The 22765-nt window shown below is 32.2% G+C and carries 20 protein-coding genes and 1 tRNA gene; 5 read left to right on the top strand and 16 right to left on the bottom strand.

Annotated elements, in window-relative coordinates:
• Nucleotides 1-32: 32 nt before the first annotated feature.
• From TD29_RS06115 to TD29_RS06095, 5 genes are all read right to left on the bottom strand, one after another.
• Nucleotides 33-554, bottom strand: coding sequence for an OmpH family outer membrane protein (locus TD29_RS06115; protein WP_040279594.1), 522 nt, complete (start codon nt 552-554; stop codon nt 33-35).
• 215 nt (nt 555-769) lie between these two features.
• Nucleotides 770-1645: a class I SAM-dependent methyltransferase gene (locus tag TD29_RS06110; protein WP_040279593.1), complete on the bottom strand. Its 876-nt coding sequence runs from the start codon at nt 1643-1645 to the stop codon at nt 770-772.
• Nucleotides 1646-1762: 117 nt separating this feature from the next.
• Nucleotides 1763-3634, bottom strand: coding sequence for a tRNA uridine-5-carboxymethylaminomethyl(34) synthesis enzyme MnmG (mnmG, locus tag TD29_RS06105; protein ID WP_040279592.1), 1872 nt, complete (start codon nt 3632-3634; stop codon nt 1763-1765).
• A gap of 162 nt (nt 3635-3796) precedes the next feature.
• The gene (ybeY, locus tag TD29_RS06100) at nt 3797-4207 is read right to left on the bottom strand and encodes an rRNA maturation RNase YbeY (RefSeq protein ID WP_040279591.1); all 411 of its coding nucleotides are present in this window, start codon (nt 4205-4207) and stop codon (nt 3797-3799) included.
• Nucleotides 4200-7709, bottom strand: coding sequence for a DUF4175 family protein (locus TD29_RS06095; protein ID WP_040279590.1), 3510 nt, complete (start codon nt 7707-7709; stop codon nt 4200-4202). The genes ybeY and TD29_RS06095 overlap by 8 nt, the downstream gene beginning before the upstream one ends.
• 135 nt (nt 7710-7844) lie before the next feature.
• Here TD29_RS06095 and TD29_RS06090 point away from each other — a divergent pair, with 135 nt between their 5' ends.
• Together TD29_RS06090 and gltX are read left to right on the top strand one after the other, a co-directional pair.
• The gene (locus TD29_RS06090; RefSeq protein ID WP_040279589.1) at nt 7845-8888 is read left to right on the top strand and encodes an alkane 1-monooxygenase; all 1044 of its coding nucleotides are present in this window, start codon (nt 7845-7847) and stop codon (nt 8886-8888) included.
• An 85-nt stretch (nt 8889-8973) separates the two neighbouring features.
• Complete coding sequence (gene gltX, locus TD29_RS06085; protein WP_040279588.1) at nt 8974-10485, top strand: glutamate--tRNA ligase; 1512 nt, start codon at nt 8974-8976, stop codon at nt 10483-10485.
• A gap of 193 nt (nt 10486-10678) precedes the next feature.
• On the opposite strand, the gene TD29_RS06080 is transcribed toward gltX, so the two are convergent.
• The gene (locus TD29_RS06080; RefSeq protein WP_040279587.1) at nt 10679-11362 is read right to left on the bottom strand and encodes an outer membrane beta-barrel protein; all 684 of its coding nucleotides are present in this window, start codon (nt 11360-11362) and stop codon (nt 10679-10681) included.
• 77 nt (nt 11363-11439) lie between these two features.
• On the opposite strand from TD29_RS06080, the gene TD29_RS06075 reads away from it, so the two are divergent.
• Nucleotides 11440-12372: an SPFH domain-containing protein gene (locus TD29_RS06075; RefSeq protein ID WP_040279586.1), complete on the top strand. Its 933-nt coding sequence runs from the start codon at nt 11440-11442 to the stop codon at nt 12370-12372.
• Between the two features lie 58 nt (nt 12373-12430).
• Here TD29_RS06075 and TD29_RS06070 read toward each other — a convergent pair whose 3' ends face one another.
• The 4 genes from TD29_RS06070 to TD29_RS06055 all read right to left on the bottom strand — a co-directional run bounded on the left by TD29_RS06070 (nt 12431) and on the right by TD29_RS06055 (nt 16504).
• Nucleotides 12431-12643: a hypothetical protein gene (locus TD29_RS06070; RefSeq protein ID WP_040279585.1), complete on the bottom strand. Its 213-nt coding sequence runs from the start codon at nt 12641-12643 to the stop codon at nt 12431-12433.
• A 79-nt stretch (nt 12644-12722) separates the two neighbouring features.
• Nucleotides 12723-13883, bottom strand: a complete 1161-nt coding sequence (locus TD29_RS06065) for a hypothetical protein (protein ID WP_040279584.1) — start codon at nt 13881-13883, stop codon at nt 12723-12725.
• Nucleotides 13884-13937: 54 nt separating this feature from the next.
• Entirely contained in the window at nt 13938-14417 is a 480-nt protein-coding gene (locus tag TD29_RS06060) for a DUF1761 domain-containing protein (protein WP_040279583.1), read from the bottom strand.
• An 86-nt stretch (nt 14418-14503) separates the two neighbouring features.
• Entirely contained in the window at nt 14504-16504 is a 2001-nt protein-coding gene (locus tag TD29_RS06055) for a glutamine--tRNA ligase/YqeY domain fusion protein (RefSeq protein WP_040279582.1), read from the bottom strand.
• 66 nt (nt 16505-16570) lie between these two features.
• Between TD29_RS06055 and folB the strand changes: the two genes are divergently transcribed.
• The gene (gene folB / locus TD29_RS06050) at nt 16571-16933 is read left to right on the top strand and encodes a dihydroneopterin aldolase (protein ID WP_040279581.1); all 363 of its coding nucleotides are present in this window, start codon (nt 16571-16573) and stop codon (nt 16931-16933) included.
• 92 nt (nt 16934-17025) lie between these two features.
• Nucleotides 17026-17096: transfer RNA gene (locus tag TD29_RS06045), tRNA-Cys, on the top strand.
• 235 nt (nt 17097-17331) lie between these two features.
• On the opposite strand, the gene TD29_RS06040 is transcribed toward TD29_RS06045, so the two are convergent.
• The 6 genes from TD29_RS06040 to TD29_RS06015 all read right to left on the bottom strand — a co-directional run bounded on the left by TD29_RS06040 (nt 17332) and on the right by TD29_RS06015 (nt 22124).
• Nucleotides 17332-17682 (bottom strand): hypothetical protein, encoded by a 351-nt coding sequence (locus TD29_RS06040; RefSeq protein ID WP_040279691.1) that lies wholly within the window; start codon nt 17680-17682, stop codon nt 17332-17334.
• 12 nt (nt 17683-17694) lie between these two features.
• Nucleotides 17695-18369, bottom strand: coding sequence for a LysE family translocator (locus TD29_RS06035; RefSeq protein WP_040279580.1), 675 nt, complete (start codon nt 18367-18369; stop codon nt 17695-17697).
• A gap of 70 nt (nt 18370-18439) precedes the next feature.
• Entirely contained in the window at nt 18440-19114 is a 675-nt protein-coding gene (locus tag TD29_RS06030; protein ID WP_040279579.1) for a head GIN domain-containing protein, read from the bottom strand.
• 121 nt (nt 19115-19235) lie between these two features.
• Entirely contained in the window at nt 19236-19445 is a 210-nt protein-coding gene (locus TD29_RS06025; protein WP_040279578.1) for a hypothetical protein, read from the bottom strand.
• 4 nt (nt 19446-19449) lie between these two features.
• On the bottom strand, nt 19450-19746 hold the full coding sequence (locus TD29_RS06020; RefSeq protein ID WP_040279577.1) for a heavy metal-binding domain-containing protein: 297 nt from the start codon (nt 19744-19746) through the stop codon (nt 19450-19452).
• Between the two features lie 143 nt (nt 19747-19889).
• Complete coding sequence (locus TD29_RS06015) at nt 19890-22124, bottom strand: ribonuclease R family protein (RefSeq protein ID WP_040279576.1); 2235 nt, start codon at nt 22122-22124, stop codon at nt 19890-19892.
• Nucleotides 22125-22765 lie beyond the last annotated feature (641 nt).

The following is a 22765-nucleotide window of genomic DNA, read 5'->3' as shown; positions in this document are numbered from 1 at the left end:
TCAGCTTTTTTAATATCCTATATAAATACTAGTTATTCTTCTTTCTTGTAAGCATCGTTAAGCCCTTTTAAAATAACATCAGAAATATTATTTACATCTTCTCCATACATTACAGTAGATGTTACATCACTTGTTCCAAAAATGAAACTGTAACCATTTTTCTTACCATAATCTTCAACAAAACTTTTCATGGTTATCATAACAGAATCCATTTCTGTAGCATAAGCTTGTTGTAATTGTTGTTGCTCATATTGTAACTGTTGTTGCAATATTTGGCTTTTTTGATTAAATGCTTGTCCTTCTTGTTGTTGTTTTGCTTGAGACATTTTTGCTGAAGCAATTTGAAACTGCTGATATTCTAATTGAAACGCTTTTCCAATACTATCAGATCTTTTATTAAAACGATCCTCTCTGGCTTTAAATTTAGCTTCAACGTCCATTTTTTCCTGATAGTCATTTATCACTTCAGATCTATTAACGAATGCCATTTTTTTCTGTTCTTGGCAAGATGCTAAAACAAGTACAATTGTAAGTGCTCCTAATATTTTTTTCATTTTATTATTTTTAGTTATTTCTGCAAATGTAATAAAGTGGTTGAATTTATGTTAAAAACGCACTATTTAAATTATTAATAGTTATGGTTAATTAGATTTTTAAAACCTATTAAAATTGATTAATTTAAACCGCATTTCCTTTTAGAAACTTTTTAAACCAATATACTTACTCAACTTTGCAAGAGAAAATAGCTTAAAACGCTTTAAAATGCATTTTAGCTCTTTTTAATGATATAAATCATAGAAGAATACTCGTTACTGCGTTTTGCCTTCCTATTAGAACGCCAACCTATCCAAAATGCTTTAAACAAATTCATTTGTCCTCTTTTATATTTTTCTGAAAGTAACGATACATAATAGGCATCAAACGTCATAGGTTTTGTTTTTTCAACCAACATCTGTTTTGTTGCCACTAACCTCGAAATTGAAGTTTGAGAAAAATGCCATAAATGTCTCGGTACATCAAAAGCTGCCCAAAAATTTTTGTAATAATGAGCATCGTAACTTTTATAATTTGGAACTGCAATCACTAATCTCCCATTGGGTTTTAAAAGTGATTCAAAAATTTCGATATGTGATTCTAATTTTGGTAAATGTTCAAGAACATGCCAAAGTGTAATAACATCAAAACTTTGAGGTTTAAATCTCAATAAATGATCTATATTAAAAACCGAATCATCCGTTTTAGTATTTGCAATTATTCTTGCGTTTTCATTTGGCTCTATTCCCGAAACGTCCCAATGATTGTCTTTGGCAACTTTTAAAAAATCTCCTGTACCACATCCAACATCAAGTAGTTTTTTATCTTCGGAAATATTAGCACTCAATGCTAGGTCTGAAAAAGAATTAATAAGTTTTAATTTTCTCTTTAGTGCAATTCCTTTTATAAAATGATATGCTTTTTCAAACAGATTTCGTTTGGCATCTGTATGAGAAATATAATCGTCACTCTCATAATAAGCCCCTAATTTATCTTCAGAAGGTTGTGGATAGGTTTCTAAAAAATCAAATTCTTTATTATAAACCAACTCAAATTCTTCACCAGAAACAGAGTGATCTTTGACTTTTAAATAGGATGGTTTTTTATTCATAAAATAAATGCTTCAACTCCAAATACATTCGGAATGTTATGAAGTACAATAAGAGTTGTATTTAAATAATGTTCCACGTGAAACATTTACCTTGTTTATATATATATATTAAAAAAACTATCGTCCCATATAAACCAACAAAACAGAAATATCTGCAGGAGAAACTCCCGAAATTCTCGACGCCTGAGAAATAGTTACTGGCTGAATTTTTGTTAGTTTTTGAATAGCTTCAGTACTCATAGACTTCAATTTTGTATACTCAAAATTAGCAGGAATTTTCACATCCTCTAGCCTACTCAACTTATCAGCATTATTTTTTTCTTTCTTTATATACCCAGAATATTTAATCTGTACTTCTGCCTGTTCAATCACTTCTCTATCTAAATCATGATCTTTTATGTATTGCTCTACAGCATCAAAGCGTCGCATATCTTCCGAAGTAATATTTGGTCGAGAATACAGTTTAAACATTTTATCTGACTGCTTCACTAAGGCCGAATTTTTAGATTCTAAAACTGGATTTGCATCTTCAGGAGTAACACTAGTATCTTTAAAAAACTTCACAAAATTATCAGATTCTCTTTGCTTCTTTTCCATTCTACGTAAACGCGTTTCACTAGCTAACCCTAAATCATAACCTTTTGGTGTTAACCTAAAATCGGCATTATCCTGTCGCAACAAGGTTCTATATTCTGCTCGAGATGTAAACATTCGGTAAGGCTCTTCAGTACCTTTAGTAATTAAATCATCTACCAAAACACCAATATAAGCTTCATTACGTTTTAGTATAAATTCTTCTTTCTCTTGAACTTTTAAAGCCGCATTAATTCCCGCCATCAAACCTTGAGATGCTGCTTCTTCGTAACCAGTAGTCCCATTAATTTGTCCTGCAAAAAACAACCCTTCAACTAATTTAGTTTCTAAAGTATGCTTTAATTGAGTGGGTGGAAAATAATCATATTCTATAGCATAACCTGGCCTAAAAAACTTCACATTTTCAAATCCAACTACCGATCGTAATGCTTTAAATTGAACATCCTCTGGTAAGGATGTTGAGAACCCATTTACATAAACTTCAACCGTATTCCAACCTTCTGGCTCAACAAATAATTGGTGTCTATCTTTATCAGCAAACCTATTAATTTTATCTTCTATTGAGGGACAATATCGAGGTCCTGTACTTTGAATTCTACCATTAAACATTGGAGAACGATCAAAGCCTTCGCGAAGCAAATTATGAACCTCAGGACTCGTATATGTCATATGACATGAGCGTTGTTCTGTTAACGGTTTTATAGATTCTAAATACGAGAATTTTTCAGGCTGCGTATCTCCAGGTTGCTCTATCATTTTAGAATAATCTAAAGAACGACCATCCACTCTTGGAGGTGTTCCCGTTTTCATTCTTCCAGATTCAAAACCTAAATCGACAAGCTGTCCTGTAATTCCTGTTGCTGCTCTTTCTCCTGCTCTACCGCCTCCAAAATTTTTGTCTCCAATATGAATTAAACCATTAAGAAACGTTCCATTTGTTAGAACAACAGTTTTAGCTTTAATTTCCAAACCAAGTGAAGTTTTTACACCAACCACTTTATGATTTTCAATCAATAACCCAGACACCATTTCTTGATAGAAATCTAAATTTTTTGTTTGTTCTAATAACAACCTCCAATCTTCAGCAAAACGCATACGGTCACTTTGAACTCTAGGACTCCACATAGCAGGTCCTTTTGATTTGTTCAACATCTTAAATTGAATAGCAGACGTATCACTCACAATTCCGCTATAACCTCCAAGCGCATCAATCTCTCTTACAATTTGTCCTTTAGCAATTCCTCCCATTGCAGGATTACAAGACATTTGAGCAATGTTTTGTAAATTCATGGTAATAAGCAAGGTTTTGCTTCCCATATTTGCAGCAGAAGCAGCAGCTTCACTTCCTGCGTGACCTGCTCCAACAACTATGACATCATAAACTTCGTTAAACATAATTCTATGTATTGTTCCACGTGGAACATCTAAGTGCCTTCAAAAAAAGACATCTATTTATAATTAATTTTAAATGTATTGTTAAGCTTACAATATATACGATTTCCAAATAATCATATACTCACAATAATTTTTGCAAATATACACTGAAATCCTAATATATTAAGTCAGAGCTTTTAAGTAGTAATTCTCCTTGTCTCTCATAAGCTTTGCTTCGTCATCTGTTTTATCTTTATAGCCACAATAATGAAGTACGCCATGAATCATGACGCGTTTCAATTCTTCGGAAACATCCACCTTGAAATCTTTGGCATTATCAGCAACCCGTTCAACAGAAATATAAATATCTCCATGTAGCTCTTTTCCGACGGAATAATCAAAACTAATAATATCGGTTAAGGTATCGTGTTCTAGAAATTGAACATTTAATTTGTGTAAATAATCATCGTCACAAAAGATATAATTAAGCTCTCCTTCGTTACAATTTTCATTAGCGATTGTATTGGAAATCCATTCAGAAACTAACGCTTCATCTTCCAATTTAAAATCTGTTTCGTAGTTAAAACTAATCATTGACTTTTTTAAAATACTCTTGAACTTTCTTTTTATAAACTTGCTGCAAAGGTAGTGCTTGGCGGTTTAAAATTTCAGTAGTATTAAAATATTCTTTTGCCTTCGGGATTTGATTGGGTATCGTAGTATCGTAAGCCTTATTATTGGTTTCAGATTTACGTTTATTATCTTGTCCTTGCATAAATGTGGCGTTTTCTAATTTCAGCAATTGATGCTGTAAATCCATCATTTTTTGAAGCGTCTGGTTGGTAAAACCTTTGTTGATTAAATCCAACTCCACCTCTTCCATATCTTTCAATAACTTTTGACCAGAAGGATCACTAATACCATCTTTTTCTAACCGTTTTTGTAACGCCTCACGCAATTGTTGCTGCTTTTGGTAAATCTCATAAAGCTCACCATTTTGTAGTTCGCTATCGCCTTCGCCTTCACCTTCGCCACCATTACCATCGCCTTCTCCCTTTTGTTTACCTTCTTTACCATTCTTTCCATCTTTGCCATCTTGACCACCTTTTTTTCCTTTCTCGCCTTCTTTTTCGCCTTCTTTACCTTTACCACTTTCTCCATTCTCTCCTTCTTTGGGCTTTTTCCCTTTTTCACCTTTTTTCATGCCTTCTTCCATTTGTTTATTGAGTTCTTCTTGACTCATAATAATATCTGGAAGTTGTTCGCCTTGACCTTTACCTTGACCCATTGACGGATTCATTTCTTGGTTCATATTATCAAGCACATCACTTAAGAAGCTCGCTAATTCATTGGTAGCTGTAATGGTATATTGTTGTGATGATACACCTTGATATAGTTGATTTTCAGAAAGTTGACCTAGAGTTTTATCTATATTATAAAACACGTCTGTAATTTGAGAATTCACTTTCTCTGAAATCGCTGGTTGTCTCAATGACAACGAAAATAAGCTATCATCTATATGTTCAAAATGCTCTCGCAAATCATTTTGCTTTCTCAAAAACTTACCATATTCATTGTGGTTGACCTGTATACTTTTAAAATCATTCATTAAGTGTTCTTGATCAAAAGAAAACAATACAAGATTATCTAAAATTTGGCGTAATACATCAATATCCTCTTGCATTTGTTCGCCTCCACCCATTGACATAGATTGACTCATTTTTTGAGTCATCTCTTTCATTTTCTTAGCTGCTTGCTTTTGCTTTTTCGTAGCTTTTTGTTGCGAACTGGACGGACTTTCAGGCTGCTCACCATCTTGTTTTTCTTTTTCTTCTTGTTTTTCTTGAGGATCTTGTGGCTCACCATCTTTTTGTTGGTCCTGCTCCTTTTGCTCTTCTAAGGCTTCTGTAGCTTCCTTTTGGTCTTGTTTTATAGATTCCTCTGTTGGCTTATCCTGAGGTAAATCCATTGGTTTTTTAAGCGCCTTGTTTTCTTTATTTAGCTCTTCCATTTGTTTTTGGAAGTCCTCAAACTTTTCGTTAAGTTTTTCTTGTGCTTCTTTCGTATTATTTTCTTTGTTTTCTTCGGAAAGTTGCTCCTGCTCTTCAGCCAACTTCTCTAAATCTTTCATCAACTTCTCTGCCTTTTTTGCCACATAAAAACGCTTTGTTAATTCTAAAAGCTGCTTTAAACTTTTCTCTTTGTTTTTATTCTGCTTGGCTAATTCTTCTAGTTTTTGAGTAAATTCTTCCTTATTAATCTTCTCTTTCATCTTCTCCAACTCTTTCAAAAGCTTTTCATCTTTTTTGAGTTGCTCTTCATTTTCTTCTAAACGTTTTTGCAAATCTTCTTTAAATTTGTCTTTCTCTTTATCTTCATTTTGAAACTCCTCAATGTTTTCTTTCAATTTTTTATTAAACGTTTTCATGAGTTGCTCCTGCTCTTTTTGACGTTTTAAAAAGTTTTCGAATTTCTTTTTATCATTAAAATTAAGTTCCTCTTTTTCTTTTTGAGTTTTAGATAATTCTTTAAGCTCCTTATCTTGATCTTTTAATTTATCAAAAGTTTTACTTATATCCTTAATGGTTTCATTTTGCTCATTGAGTTGTTTTTGTTCTTCTTCATCTTTTGTTAATTTTCTATAACTAAATACCGAACTTTTTGAGCTTTTATAATTATGAATGGCATCATTGTCAAACACCTGAAAATACAACTCATAATCTACACCTTCTTCAAGATTTAATTGATTAGGAAACGCACTTACAAATTCATCAAAATTTGATTTTGAAACCGTCATCACTTCATATAATTTAGCTTCAGGCGTTTTGCTTGGATAATACACCAATTGTAATTTACTCAAACCATAGTCATCACTCACCTGTCCGAAGAAATACAAAGTTTGATTATCTAATGAATCTTTTTCCATCTTTACATTCATTTCAGGATAATTATCTTTGATAACGTTTAGTGAGAATGCTAAATTCTCATAATCTTTTAACGCCTTATTGCTTGTACTAATGCTATAATCTGTATTGTTATAAATACGTTTTGTAGCTTTAAAATTTCCGTCGGAAATAGACTCAAAAGCAACCGTGTCTTTTGCATAAAATACCACCTCATCTGTAGATTTTGTATTGACGTTCCAGGTGACATTTGTACCTTCTGGAATTGTAGAATTCCCAGTACTTTTTAAGACCTCATCTTTCTTTTTTGTGTAGGCTGGATAATCTAGTATCATTTCAAAATTAACAAGTGTAGGCACTTTTATAATCTCTAAATTGTAATTTTTAGACCGCACATTATTTGCCGATAAGCTAAACGCAACCGCTTCTTTAGGTTGTGAAAACACATACTCAAATTGTCCTGGAGCAGTTTGCTGCATAAAAAATGACTGACCATTAAAATGTATTTGCGCATTTTCTGGGATGATCTCTCCAGCAGTGTTAACGGTAACCTTAAAATCTTTGTTTTCTATAGCTTTTAAATTCTCATTAATTACAAAAAACTGAAATGGTGCAGGAGGCTCATAAGCCGTATTATAATTAACCACGCGTTCATAACTATCGCTAAACCAATTAATTTTTCCTGTTGCAAAAGACAAGAGTAATATCGCAATTGGAATTGCAGCATATTTTAAATATTTGGTGTTTTTTTTGAAATTTATAGCCAATTTGAACGGAATTGGGCTTAATTCGGCAGATTTTTGCTCAATACTGGCTGCTAGTAATTCAGATTTTGAATGGTCTTGATTTAGCTGAAGCACATTTAGCAACTTATCATTTACCTCAGGAAAATGATTACCTATTATTTGAGAAGCATCATTATAATTGATCCCTTTTTGCAGTTTAAATAGTTTAGCAATTGGGAATATGATAAACTTAGCAAACAACGAAATTTCTACAGCAATAAATATCCAAAATAGAATTGTTCTCGCTGTTGGGCCTAACCATAAAACATACTCAATAAGTAAGGTTACTATCAGATATAATAACCCAATAGCGAAAAATAAAATAGCGCCTTTAAGCAATTCATTCGTGTAATAACGTTTTATAAACTGCTCTAATTTGGATTGTATGTTTTTAAAACTTGTTGCCATATCTTTAAATAACTTAATGAAGTGGTTTAAATGGATAACGTTCAAACTACTTCACAATATAGAATTTATTTTTTACCTGAAATTGTTTAAAACTGGTAAGATTCTGTTAATTTAGAGAAGTTATTCTTAAAACCAATGAAAGACCTAAAATACTTAGCAGCATTTTCTATACCTGTTGTAGCATTTATAAGTATCTATTTAAAAGGCTCGTTTGTGTTTTTAACCGTCATATTTTCATTTGTAATCATTCCAATATTAGAACTAATTTTTCCGGTAGAAACCGAAAATTTATCACAAGAAGTTGCTGAAAGTAAACTTAAAAATAAGGTTTTTGATTGGCTATTGTATCTCAATGTACCCATTGTTTACGGGTTGGTTGTCTTCGGAATATATGAAGTAAAAAACACACCTATCGTCACGTATGAATTGGTAGGCATGATCTTTTCTGTTGGTATTGTTTTAGGCGTTAACGGAATTAATGTGGCTCATGAGTTAGGTCACAGATCATCTACAAACGAACGTTTTTTAGGTAAAGCTTTATTGTTGCCTGCACAATACATGCACTTTTATATAGAGCATAATTTTGGTCATCATTTGCATGCAGCAACTCCTGAAGATCCTGCAACAGCAAGATACAATCAATCGGTTTATTCATTTTGGTTTACATCCATTTTTAGACAATATGTGAAAGCATGGAATATTCAGAAAAAACTACTAAATAACAACAAAAAGACTTTCTTTTCGGTCAAAAACGACATGTTTTGGTATGTTTTAATCCAATTTGGGTATTTATTGACTGTGTTTTATGTCTTCGGAAGTATTGGGTTGATCTTTTCTATTTCCGCAGCAATTATTGGAATTTTACTTTTAGAATCTGTAAACTATATTGAACATTACGGTTTGTTACGCTTAAAAACAAAATCTGGTCGCTACGAACGCGTTAAGGAAAAGCATTCTTGGAATTCTAACCACGTGATTGGAAGGATTGTTTTATATGAATTGACACGTCATAGCGATCATCACTTTAAAACGACCAAAAAATATCAGATTTTAGATTGCCATGATGAGAGTCCGCAAATGCCATATGGTTATCCAACATCAATGGTTTTGGCTATGGTGCCTCCTTTATGGTTTGGGATTATGAATAAGCGTGTGCCTAAAGACATGATTGTTTTATAGTTCCTAATATGTTGAAATAAGAGAATAGCATTTTCTTTGTTCTTCTTCTACTCTATTCTATCTTTGCAGTCTTAAAATGAAACCCATGACCAAACCCGTTCGCGTGCGATTTGCACCAAGCCCAACAGGACCTTTACATATTGGAGGCGTTAGAACAGCGCTTTTTAACTATTTATTTGCTAAAAAACATAATGGTACGTTTGTACTTCGTATAGAAGATACCGATCAAAATCGTTATGTGGAAGGTGCAGAAGATTACATCGTAGAATCTCTAAATTGGTGCGGCATCCCATTTGACGAAGGTGTTGGGAAGAACGAAAAGTTTGGGCCTTACCGTCAAAGTGAGCGTAAGCATTTGTACAAACAATATGCTGATGAGCTCATAGAAAAAGGGCATGCGTATTATGCTTTTGATACTGCCGAAACTTTAGATTTTCACAGAAAAGATCATGAAGCTAAAGGAAAAACATTTATCTACAATTGGCATAACAGACTCAAATTGAGTAATTCATTATCACTTTCTGAAGAGGACGTAAAAGCAAAATTAGATGCTGGTGATGATTATGTGATTCGTTTTAAATCACCTCAAGATGAAACCTTGCATTTAACAGATATTATTCGTGGTGCTATTAAAATTGACACCAATGTTTTAGATGATAAAGTGTTGTTTAAAAGTGACGGCATGCCAACCTATCACCTAGCAAATATTGTAGATGACCATTTAATGGAAATCTCACACGTTATTCGAGGTGAAGAGTGGTTACCATCTCTAGCATTACACTATCAATTGTATGCCGCTTTTGGATGGGAAGCTCCTGAATTTGCACATTTACCATTAATTTTAAAACCAACGGGAAAAGGAAAACTAAGCAAGCGTGATGGTGATAAATTAGGATTTCCTGTGTTTCCTTTAGAATGGACAGACCCTAAAACTGGAGATGTATCTAGAGGTTATAAAGAAGATGGATATTTTGCTGAAGCCATGGTAAACTTTTTATCCTTTTTAGGTTGGAATCCTGGTACAGAACAAGAAATTTTTAATCTAGACGAGTTAATACATGCTTTTGAATTAGAACGTGTGAATAAGGCTGGAGCTCGTTTTGATCCTGATAAAATAAAGTGGTTTAATCATCATTATATGCAAGAGCAAGATAATGTTGAACTGGCGCTTTCATTCCAAAATTTAAGAACAGAATTAAAAGAAATAGACATAAATTACATAGAAATGGTCATTGCTTTAATTAAAGAGCGTGCGACTTTTGTGAGTGATTTTTGGGACTTGAGTCATTTCTTTTTTGCTGCACCTCAAAGTTTTGATGATAAAGCATCTAAAAAAGCAATTAAAGAGGAAACAGTAGATATTTTAACTAAGGTTAAAGAACTTGTAAATAGTGTTGACGATTTTACAGTAGAGCAGCTACAAACTACGGTTAAAGATTGGATTACCTCTAATGAGATTGGCTTCGGAAAAGTGATGATGCCATTACGTTTAGCGCTTGTTGGAGCATTGCAAGGTCCAGACGTATTTGATATTATTTATATGATTGGAAAAGCAGAAACTTTGAAGCGTATTGATGGTTTAATTGCCACTGTTTAATTTAAAAAGACAAATGTCATTTAGAAAGAGACACGACTGAAGAATCTTTAAAATTTCTTTACCAAAAGATTCTTCAGTCGTACTCTGAATGGCAAACCTTGACTTCGAATTTGATTAAGGTGATTACGTAGTCGTAATAGATTTACTGCTTTTCAATTTCGCTAAAGCTATATTGAACAAAAACGTAAGAATTTTAAAGCGTTATCATTAACGCAAAAGAAAGCATACTTTGGTTTCCTTTAAATTTTTCTGAAGAAGGTGTCGTTGTGAGACTTTTATCATTAAGTTTTCCTAGAATATTTGTAAATCCGTAGCTATAACTAGCTCGTAATCTAAAATTTGCAATTCCTGCAGATGCTCCTATCACACCATTAACATTAAATTGAGAAATATCTGTGATATCTTTAGCCAATAAAGCATCATATCCATCAATCACAAAGTTTTCTTGACTATCATCTTTTAGTTCTAAACTCGTGTTGTATTGTAACTGCGGACCAAAATCAATTGTTAGATTATCTGATAAAACTTTAGCATGTAATAAAAACGCAACTTGTACTGTTTTGATTTCATATTCAATAGGTTCTTGAGTGATTGTTGTTAGACTTGGTCTCCCTGTAATTTCAAGAGAATTTTGAGCGTACTGAAACCCGTAACTAACTGTATACCATTTATGTGGTAACTCTACCGTTGCAATCATACCACCAATAAAACCATCACCACTTTTAGTTGTAAAATTATCTGTTTTAATATCATATTGGGTTAAACCTCCAATTAAACCAATTCCGTTTTTAATGGCATAACGATTATGTTGAGCTAGAGAGATTGTAACAAAACCTAAGCAAAACGCTACTAATAATATAAACTGTTTTTTTTGCATGACTACAATGTGTGATTTGAACAAATATAACTTAATTTAGTAACTGATTATTTTATCTAACCATTAATAACATTCTTATGAGAGATTTTCCTATTTACATTATACCTATTATTTTTTTCGGATTAATCATTTTAATATCGTCGTTTTTTGTTGTGAAGCAACAAACCTCGGCAGTTATAGAACGATTTGGTAAATTTCAAAGTATTAGACATTCAGGATTACAGCTTAAAATCCCTTTAATTGATAAACTTGCAGGTAAATTAAGTTTAAAAATTCAGCAATTGGATGTCATTATAGAAACTAAAACTTTAGATGATGTATTTGTACGCTTAAAAGTATCTGTACAATATCGTGTGATTAGATCAAAGGTTTATGATGCTTTTTACAAACTAGATTATCCTCATGATCAAATAACGTCTTATGTATTTGATGTTGTACGTGCAGAGGTGCCTAAAATGAAATTAGACGACGTTTTTGTGAAAAAAGATGATATTGCAATTGCAGTAAAAACAGAATTAAACGATGCCATGTCAGAATATGGGTTTGATATTATTAAAACCTTAGTAACCGATATTGATCCAGATGCACAAGTAAAAGCAGCTATGAATAGAATTAATGCTGCAGATCGTGAAAAAACCGCAGCTCAATTTGAAGGTGATGCTGCTCGTATTTTAATTGTAGAGAAAGCCAAAGCCGAAGCTGAAAGTAAGCGTTTACAAGGTCAAGGTATTGCCGATCAACGTCGTGAAATAGCAAGAGGATTAGAGGAATCTGTAGAAGTTTTAAATAAAGTTGGGATTAACTCGCAAGAAGCTTCTGCATTAATCGTAGTTACACAACATTATGACACGTTACAATCTATTGGTCAAGAAACCAACAGTAATTTAATATTGTTACCTAACTCTCCTCAAGCAGGAAGTCAAATGCTTAATGATATGGTTGCTAGTTTTACTGCCAGTAATCAAATTGGTGAAGCCATGAAAAATGCTAAAAAGAAAAAGTTAGAATAAATAATAGACGATCTAACTGTAAAACGCCTCAAACATTATTTTGAGGTGTTTTTCTATTTTAATGTTTATCATCATACTCAGAAACTAACCTTTTGAGTTCTTCTAAATAAGATTGAAGTTCTTTTTCGTTGATTGAAGCGCTATGATTATCACCAGATGGTAAGGTGCTTTGCGTTTCATCTAAATATTTCTGTAACTCTGGGTAATTGTTCTCTATCGTTCTAGTTACAGTAGAAATTTCTGTAAGTATTTGTCTTGTTTTATCGTTCATAATAGTATGCTTTTATGCTTATATAAACTACAAAATTTCATGCATAATATGAAATTATAAAGCGTGTTTAACGAGACTTTCACACTTTAAAAGGATGACGTTCATCCCATTCTCTAATAGGATTAGCATATTTAACCACCAATTTTAAAACGGTATTAGCTATGATATTATTGGTGTGCTTTACATAAATATGCATGCCAAAAGGCTTGGCTCCTACTGAACTTTTAATCTCCATCGCTGTTCTCGCAAAAATGACATGTTTAAAATGATTGTCAATACCAAATGAAGCCATATCAAATAACATATTGAGATATAGTTGATGTTCACGTTGTAGCTTTTGTTGATAGCCTAAAAAATAAGTTTCTAATCTGTTATCATTTAAAATCAAGGTATAAAACCCTACAAGTTCATTGTTAATAAAATATCCAAATACTTTAAAATCGTTTTTAAGTTCCAATTTTAAGTTATAAAAATGGTCTTTATGAAGCTTAAACGAGTTTACTCCTGCGTTATCAGATACATTTTCATACAAATCGTATAACTGATTACTAAAGGCACTAACATTCTCAAGAGATAGTTCTTTACGCTGTATTATATTACTTTTTTTTAATGCAGTTTTATAACGACTTCTATATTTTTTATTAAAAGCAGCAATGTAATCTTCAGGTGAATTCCAATCACTTCTAACCTCAAAAATCATATTGGGTTGTACTTGTGCTTTATATAAATTTTCACTTCGGAAATAGGCCTCACTAGAATGTATCGCATCATCATTAAAGTAATCTTTATAAGCAATAATGCGTACTTTTTTATTGTGAGTGGTTTTAATTTGTTGAGCTAAAGTGTTTAAGCCTTTTGAAATTGTATCTAAAAATGCGTCTTGAGAAAGGTGTTTTGAATTATGATAAATACCATGCTGACCCGTATGCATTAAATTACCGACAATTAGTGCATTACCCTTAACAATTTTGGTGATGAGCACTTTTCCGCAGCGCTTAAAAAAGGGATTAGATGTTTCTCTAAACACATCATTAACATATAATTCAACACGTTGAATAATGGCAATACCAACTAAAATTTCAGCAGAAAAAACACCAAGAAAATAAGTAGAAATATTACTCGGACTTGAATGCTCTAGCGCTTTTAAAAAAGACGTTTTTAAGAAAATATCGTTTACAGGAAGTGCGTCCCAAGAATCAGGTAGATCGTTTACACAATTGTATAGTTTGTAATGTATCAATAAAAAAAAATAGAGGTTGAAAATTACAATTCTCAGCCTCTAATTAAGTTAAAATTATGCTGTCCAACCAGAAATTATACTTCCCATAATTGTTAAGCAAACAATCCAATATCCAGCATTTATTAAAATATATTTTCCACTTTTTCTTTCAAACAACGCGTTAATACCAATTATTGGCAATACTAGCATTATTCCAGCGATTGCACCATGAAGCGCACCATGTTTAAAGGTTCTCCAGGTGCCTTCAAATTCTTCTAAAAAAGCCTGTGTGGTCGCTCCATCAAGGTTGCCTTCGGTTAACCCATAAACGCCTAATTCATGAATCACTAAAAAGTTTGTAAAAAAGGCTAATAGTAAAGATAATAGTAGTGATACTCCAAAAATAACTGCCATATTTCCACCTCTCATTTTGGCTTCTGTCATTTCTGCTGCACGCATCCATGCAATACCAAATATTTTTGGGTTATACCAAATAAATCCTAAAACAACAGGTATAATAGCAGCTACAAGAATTGCCAAATAATTAAATTCCATAATAAATTAATAAAAGTTAGTGTGTTAAATGTACAAAAAAACCTCTAAGGGTGATGCTTAGAGGTTTTCGAGTTTGTTAATAGTCATTAAATAGCGTTAGCCTCAGCTACTAATAATTGGTTTTTATCTTCTTTTGCTTTGGCTATAAATGCATTAATTGCTTCATTTTTTTCTAATCCGTTGTTCAATAAAACGCCTAAACTAATCATTGTTATAATTCGTGTTCCTGCTTTTTTTACAGACGTGCCAAAAAGAGGTTCTAGATCTTCATAAGTGACTTGTTTTGCTAATTCTTGTATTTCTGCTTTAGCCTTTTCTCTTTGATCGTCTTTCATTCTATCATACTTTTTACCGTATGATTTTATTTGTTCTATTGCAGGACGATTATTGTGTTGTGGCTTTGGTTTATTATCTTGTTGCTGTTGCGGTTTTTGCTTAGCCCAAGAGTCTCTTAAACCTACAATTTTATTAAATACTAACTGCTCTGGTTTAGAATCGTCATCAACATTAAAATATCCTAAACGTTGAAACTGAAATCGATCACCAATACTAGCTTCTACCAAACTAGGTTCAACAAACGCCTCTATAGTTTTAAGTGAGTTTGGATTTATAAACTCCATAAAATCTTTGTCTTGATGACTATCTGGAGCTTCATCCATGAACAACCTGTCATATTCTCTAACCTCAGCTTTTACAGCATGTTGTATAGACACCCAATGTAAGGTACCTTTTACTTTCTTTTCGGTATCTTTAGAGTATGTACAATGAATTTCTGTAACCGTACCATTTGCATCTTTTACTACGCTTTCTGCTTTTATAATGTAAGCATTTTTTAAACGCACCTCACCTCCTAGCTTCAATCTAAAAAATTTACTACTCGCCTCTTCTTTAAAATCGGCTCTTTCAATATAAATCTCTTTAGAAAAAGGTACCTTTCTAAATCCTGCACTATCATCTTCTTGGTTATTTTCTGCTTCTAACCATTCTACGTTATCGTCTGGATAATTAGTAATAACAACTTTAACAGGATCTAAAACGACCATCACTCGAGGTGCTGTATAATTTAAATCTTCACGTATACAGAATTCTAAAAGCGATACATCAATTACATTTTCACGTTTGGCAACACCAACTTTATCTATAAATGTTTTGATAGAATTTGGAGTATAACCACGACGTCTTAAACCAGAAATTGTAGGCATTCTAGGATCATCCCATCCAGACACCACACCATCTTGAACCAATTTGAGTAATTTACGCTTACTCATAATGGTATAACTCAAGTTTAAACGTGCAAATTCGCGTTGTTTTGGCTGCATAGGCAACTCATTTGAGGCATAACCATACACATGCTCCTTAAACCAATCATAAAGCTCTCTATGAGGCTTAAATTCTAACGAGCATAAACTATGTGATATTTGCTCTATATAATCGCTTTCACCATGCGTCCAATCATACATTGGGTAAATGCACCAATCATTAGCTGTTCTATGATGATGTTTTTTCAACACACGATACATAATGGGATCTCTCATGAGCATATTAGGATGCTGCATATCTATTTTAGCTCTTAAAATATGTGAACCTTCATCAAATTCTCCAGCTTTCATTCTTCGGAAAAGGTCTAAATTCTCTTCCACGCTTCTATTTCTAAAAGGGCCATCAACTCCTGGTTGCGTTGGCGTTCCTTTTTGCTCTGCCATAGCTTCACTAGACTGAGAATCTACATACGCTTTACCATCTTTGATGAGTTGTTCTGCCCAATCATAAAGTGTTTGAAAATAATCTGAAGAATATAATTCATTGGCCCATTTATAACCTAACCATTCAATATCTCGTTTGATAGCATCGACATATTCTTGTTCTTCTTTTGCAGGATTAGTATCATCAAATCGAAGATTTACAGGTGCATTATAAGTTTCTCCTAAACCAAAACTAATGCCAATGGCTTTAGTGTGACCAATGTGCAAATACCCATTTGGTTCTGGTGGAAAACGAAAACGGAGTTTATCTTTTGACAACCCATTTTTTAAATCTTCTTCTATGATATGCTCAATAAAATTGAGCGATTTTGTTTCTTCAGACATAGTAATAAAATATGAAGCAAAGTTATTAAATATTTGCGTCATATATTTGTTTTAAAATAGAACGTTTTGGGAATAATAAAAGTTGAAAATATACGCGTTTTTGCACATCATGGTTGCTTAAAAGAGGAAACTAAAATTGGTAGCAATTATCGCGTAGATATCGAAGTTAAAGCAGATTTAAAAACCTCTGCTAAAACCGATGAATTAAGTGATACTGTTGATTATGTATTACTTAACAAAATTGTAAAAGAAGAAATGCAACAACCTTCTAAACTTTTAGAAACGGTTGCCAAACGTATATTGACACGTATTTTTTCCGAAGAAAAACTCGTAAAAAAAGCGACTGTGAGTGTTAGTAAATTAAATCCGCCAATTGGTGGTGATGTTGATCGTGTAACCATTAAAATGACCGAAAGACGAAAAAAGTAAGTGTTTTTGTTATTAAACCTGAGGTTTAATGCTAAATTTTTATAAATTTGCTTTCTCGCTAGAAATAGTGAAAACCTTTTAAAATTATAAAGGGTGTCGTGGCCGAGTGGCTAGGCAGTGGTCTGCAACACCATCTACAGCGGTTCGAATCCGCTCGACACCTCAAAAAAACCTCAACAATTGTTGAGGTTTTTTTATGTGCTAAATTTAAAAAAAAATTAATTTGAGCTTAGCAGCTCGAAACTAATAATTCACATTTTAGAGAAATCTACACAGAAAACTAGTAGCGCGAGCTACTTTTATCAAAATATATTACGATTTTGGTAAACCTTGGAATGCGAGGTAACAATTAAATTTGATGATTTTTAGTACGAAATTTATGCATTCGTAAGACTTTATCAATTAAACCAAACCGCATAACGCTGTCTCCTCAACTCTAAGGCTAAGGTTTCTTCCATTTTAAGTGCTTCTGCTCTGGTAGATATAGGATCAATGTGATTGTACAAACTTGGTCTTAGATAAGATCCATATTTTTCAACGATGTTTGCCGATATTTTATACCCTTTTTTATTACGATGACCTGTTTTGTGTTGTAGAAAACGTTCTTTAGGTGTTTTACTAGTCATGCCAACATAGAGACATTCTAAAACACCATTAAACTGCGGATTGGCTTCTCTAAATTTTCTATTTTCAGTATAAACACGTTTTGAAAGTTCTATAACATAAATACGATATTCGGTTTTTGCCATAGTGTGGTTCATTTATAAACGATGTTCTATTTCTTCTTGAAGTCGTTCTTTTCCCTTCGGAAAAAAGCCTTGAACCAATAATAATATACCAAAGCCTAAAATAGCTAAAGCCACAATTTTTTTGGTTTTAAAAATGAGTCGTGGTGTGAGTTTACTTCTTAAGCGTTTTGCAGCGGCAATTTTAAGTAAATCGGTTAGAAAATAAACGGTTAACATTGTGGTTATAAAAACTTCTACGCCATATTCAGATTCTGTGATGGTGCTTCCTATAACTATAAAACCTAACCAACCTATTAAGACACCAATGTTAATAAAATTGAGAAGAAAGCCTTTAATAAAGAGTTTTCCGAAGACATTTTTCTCAATCTCAACTTTATGATATTCTCTAACTATAGATCTAAAAGATTTAGATGTTTTCATAAAAGAAATAACACCATAAGTGACTAATAAAATACCACCAAACACAATAAAATTAGGATCGTCCTTTATTTTATCTACGAGTTTGTTGGTACTGTAAAAGGCAAGAAGTATAAAAACGATATCTGCTAATATCACACCAAAATCAAAAATTAGTGCGCTTTTAAATCCTTTAGTAGCACTAGTTTCGAGCAGTACAAAAAATACTGGACCAATAGTGAATGCTAGTATAATCCCAAAGGGAATAGCCGCTAAAATATCGTCAAACATAGTTATGAAATAGCTTTACTACAAAGCTAAGAAAAAAGTATCGTACTACTCACTATGTTAGAATGATAGTTTAGTTGGCACGACTAATACTACCACCAAAGGTCGTTTTTTCTTTAATGTTAGAAGGGTTACCATAAATAATAACATCTCCTCCTGCTGTTACTCTAGCATCTACCATTTTTGAAGCATTGACATCTGCTTCTCCAGCTGCTTTTATTTTTACAGTTGTATTTTTAGTTTCAAAGGCTTTACCTTCATAAATACCTCCTGTGTTGAGTGTAATATCTTGAGAGTTTGCTTTACCTCTCGTTTCTATAATTCCGCCAGTAACAGCTCTTATTTCTACCTTTTTAACATCGAGACCCACTACTAAATGTGCACCTTCTTGAGCACGAAGTTCTATACTATTTTGTTCAATTAACTCATTTGCTGTAATAAAAGCACCTTCGTTACCATCAATTATATCTAGTGTTGTATAGTAAACCGAAACAAATGTGCGTTGCCCATTAAAGGTTTTATCAAATTTCATACGAATTTTTAATTTTCCGTTTTTATTGATCACTTCAACATCATCTATATCGTCTCCTGTAATTTCAACTTTTGCTTCGTTAGATTTTATAAGGTTTACCACTATTAAATCAAAGACTTTAACTTCATTAAAGTCACCTACTCCTTTTTCTTTAGGATTTTGAGCTGTTAAAAGCGATGTAATAACGAGTAATGCGATAGTAAAATATGTTTTCATCTTAAATGTATTTTAATGTATTTACGTTTGTATTTGTAATAAAGATGAGACAGAAGATGAAATGTTACAGTTTTGATTTAAATAGGTATCCTTTTTTAAAAAATCTCCATTTTAATAGTAATTATTTCCCAAATTGTTTTTGTATAATATGCTGTTTGGGAGATAATAATAATAATACAGTTAAAATAACACCAATAATAATAATAATAATAATAATAGTAATACTAAGGTTAGTAACCTTGAAAATTAGTCTCAATATAACAAGTGTTAATACATAAATAACTACGGCAATAAAAAACCTTATGAGATACACTTTTGTTTGTGTTTTCATAATTTTAAGCTACAGATACAGCAGTTCCTGTAACCGAAACTATTGCGTAATTACTTGCTAACAATTCAATTTCTACTTTAATACCAACAATAGCATTAGCTCCTAATTTCACGGCATTATCAGTTAAGCTTTTAAAAGCAGTTTCTTTTGTGATATCAATACTATTTTGGATGGCTTTATGGTACTTTGACATACTAAAACCCATGGCTAATTTCTCTTCGTTGATGGCAACTCCTGTTACAATGCCTTTATAATCTAAAATTTTAAAGCCTTCAATAGAATTTGTTGTTGTTAAAACCATATGTTATATTTTTTAATTGGTATTATTTTCTTCGGAAATGTTACAACCAAAAAAGAAGTGCTACTAAATTAAATATTCTGTTATATATATCTAATGTAATAGCACAATTATTGTGATGTTTTATATTTCCGAAGTCAGAAAATTTAGTGCTCTTCGTGTTTACCAATTAAGGTAAAATCTAGATGTTTTTTAACTAAATCTGTATTTTTAACTTTTACAACAACTTCATCACCAAGTTGATACATGGTTTTTGAATTTTTACCTATAAGTGCATAATGGTCTTCATCAAATTGATAATGATCGTCTTTCATATCGCGAACGCTTACCATACCTTCACATTTATTCTCAATGATTTCTATGTAAATTCCCCAATCGGTCACACCAGAAATAACACCAACAAAGTTTTCATTTTTATGATCTTCCATAAAACGAATTTGCATGTATTTGATCGAATCTCTTTCGGCTTTTGTAGCGAGATATTCCATGTTACTAGAGTGGTTACACTTATCTTCATAAGCCTCTTGACTTACAGATTGTCCGCCATCCAAATAATGCTGTAATAGACGATGTGCCATGACATCTGGATAACGACGAATTGGTGAGGTAAAGTGGCTGTAATAGTCAAACGCTAAACCGTAATGACCAATATTATGCGTAGAATATTCGGCCTTACTCATGGTACGAATGGTTAAGGTATCTACTAAGTTTTGTTCTTTTTTACCGTTGACATCTTTCAATAAATTATTTAATGAAGACGATACACTTTTACGGTCTTTAAAATTTAATTTATATCCAAATCGACCTACAACATTTTGTAAAGCAGCAAGTTTACTATCATCTGGTTCATCATGTATACGATAAATAAATGTTTTCTTTTGCTTACCTATAAATTCACCTACTTTTCTATTTGCTAAAAGCATAAACTCTTCAATAAGTTTATTGGCATCTTTACTGGTTTTAAAGTGAATACCTACTGGATTTGCCTCTTCATCTAGATTAAATTTTACTTCAACCTTATCAAAAGAAATTGCTCCAGAGCTCATACGTTTACGACGCATAATTTTTGCCAATTCATCTAACTTTAAAGTGGCTTGAGCTACTGCTTGAGAGGTTTTGTATTCCTTTCCTGTAAGCGAAACCTCTTTTGGGATTGTAAGATCAATTTTATTAGGATTATTAAGTACGTCTGTACCTTTAAGAGCTATATTATTTTCGATAATAACTTGTGCTTCTTCATAAGCAAAACGCGCGTCAGAATAGGTGACTGTTCTACCAAACCATTGGTCTTTAATTTCGGCTTTAGCATTCATTTTAAACACAGCAGAAAAAGTGTATTTCTCTTCATGTGGTCGTAATGAACAAGCTCCATTTGATAAAACTTCTGGAAGCATTGGTACTACTCTATCTACTAAATAAACCGATGTTGCGCGCTCATAAGCTTCGTCATCTAAAACGGTTCCTTCTTGTAAATAATGTGAAACATCTGCAATATGAATTCCTATTTCAAACAAGCCATCATCTAAGACTTTAAATGATAACGCATCATCAAAGTCTTTAGCATCTTTAGGATCTATGGTAAAGGTTAAATCTTTACGCATATCACGACGCTTAGCAATTTCTTCAGGTTTTATTTCTAAATCTATTTGATTAGCAAATTCTTCTACGTCATGCGGAAATTCTAATGGTAAACCATATTCTGCAAGAATAGCGTGAATTTCGGTATTATGTTCTCCTGGTTTTCCTAGAACTTTCAAGACTTTTCCTGAAGGAGAATCGGCTTTTTCTGGCCAATCTTCTAGAGATACTAATACTTTATCACCTTCTTCGGCTTTGTTAATTTTGTTAATTGGTACAAAAATATCGGTATGCATTTTATTACCATCAACAACAACAAATGCATAGTTTTTATGTATTTGAATAACACCTACATATTCACTTTTTGCGCGTTTAATAATACTGGTGACTTCACCTTCTATTTTACCACGTTTTCTACGCTTGTAGGCATAAAATTCTACTTCATCTCCATGAAGGGCTTTGTTCATATTGTTAGAAGCAATGTACACATCGTCTTCAAAATCGTCACTAATAATATAGCCAGATCCTCTAGATGCCATATCGACTCGACCAATATGATATTCGGTATTAACAATGGCTTTAAATTTACCACGATCTACTTCTTCAATCTCTTGTTTTGCTTTGAGTTGTTGTAGTTTTTTTATAATTTGGTTTCTACTACTAGCATCATTAACGCCAATTTTAGAAGCAATTTGTTTATAGTTAAAAGTTGAATTTCTATCTTTTTTTAAAATACTTAGAATTGTATTTGTTAGGTTGGAAATCTTATTATTTGAAGGTTTCCTGTGTTTCTTTCTACTCATGTAATTTGTAATCTAATTGTGTGTCATTAAAAGTGAAGCGAAGAATCTCATTTATTAAAGAGATTGCCACGCTGTGCTCGCAATGACAATTAATAATCAACTTAATAATAGGAGGAGAGAAGTTATTAAGTTTATGCAAATCTACGCTTTAATTATTTAATAGTATTTCTAAACCGTTAAATTATACCAACTAAATAGTTAAATATGGTATAAAATTGGTTTCTTTTTAACTTATTTTTTGTCATAAGATTAAACAGTAGCTATGGTTATGCTTAAATGTTATTACTGAATTCATCTAAAAAAAATTGAATAGTTAGCTTAATAAAAAAGAGCGATTAAATTAATAACTCGTTTGATAATATGATGACTCTTTAATTTAATTTACAATCAACTTTTTAGAGCTATTACCTTTATTGGTTGTAATCTCAACTTAAAAATTGTAGTTATCAACATATATATATATAATATCACTTTTCTTTTAAAATTTAAAAAAAACAATGGTGGTTATTATAGTGTGTTAATAATGGCTATAACTTTTTTAAATTTTGTTTTGATAAGTGACTTATGAGAATTACTTAATATATAGTTAACATTAACTTTACATATAACAGCCTCATTTTTAATCAAATTTAGAATGCTAT

It is taken from the genome of Psychroserpens damuponensis, from assembly GCF_000826655.1.
In the GTDB taxonomy this organism is placed as follows: Bacteria; Bacteroidota; Bacteroidia; order Flavobacteriales; family Flavobacteriaceae; genus Psychroserpens; species Psychroserpens damuponensis.
This window is presented reverse-complemented; position numbering and strand designations above follow the sequence as displayed.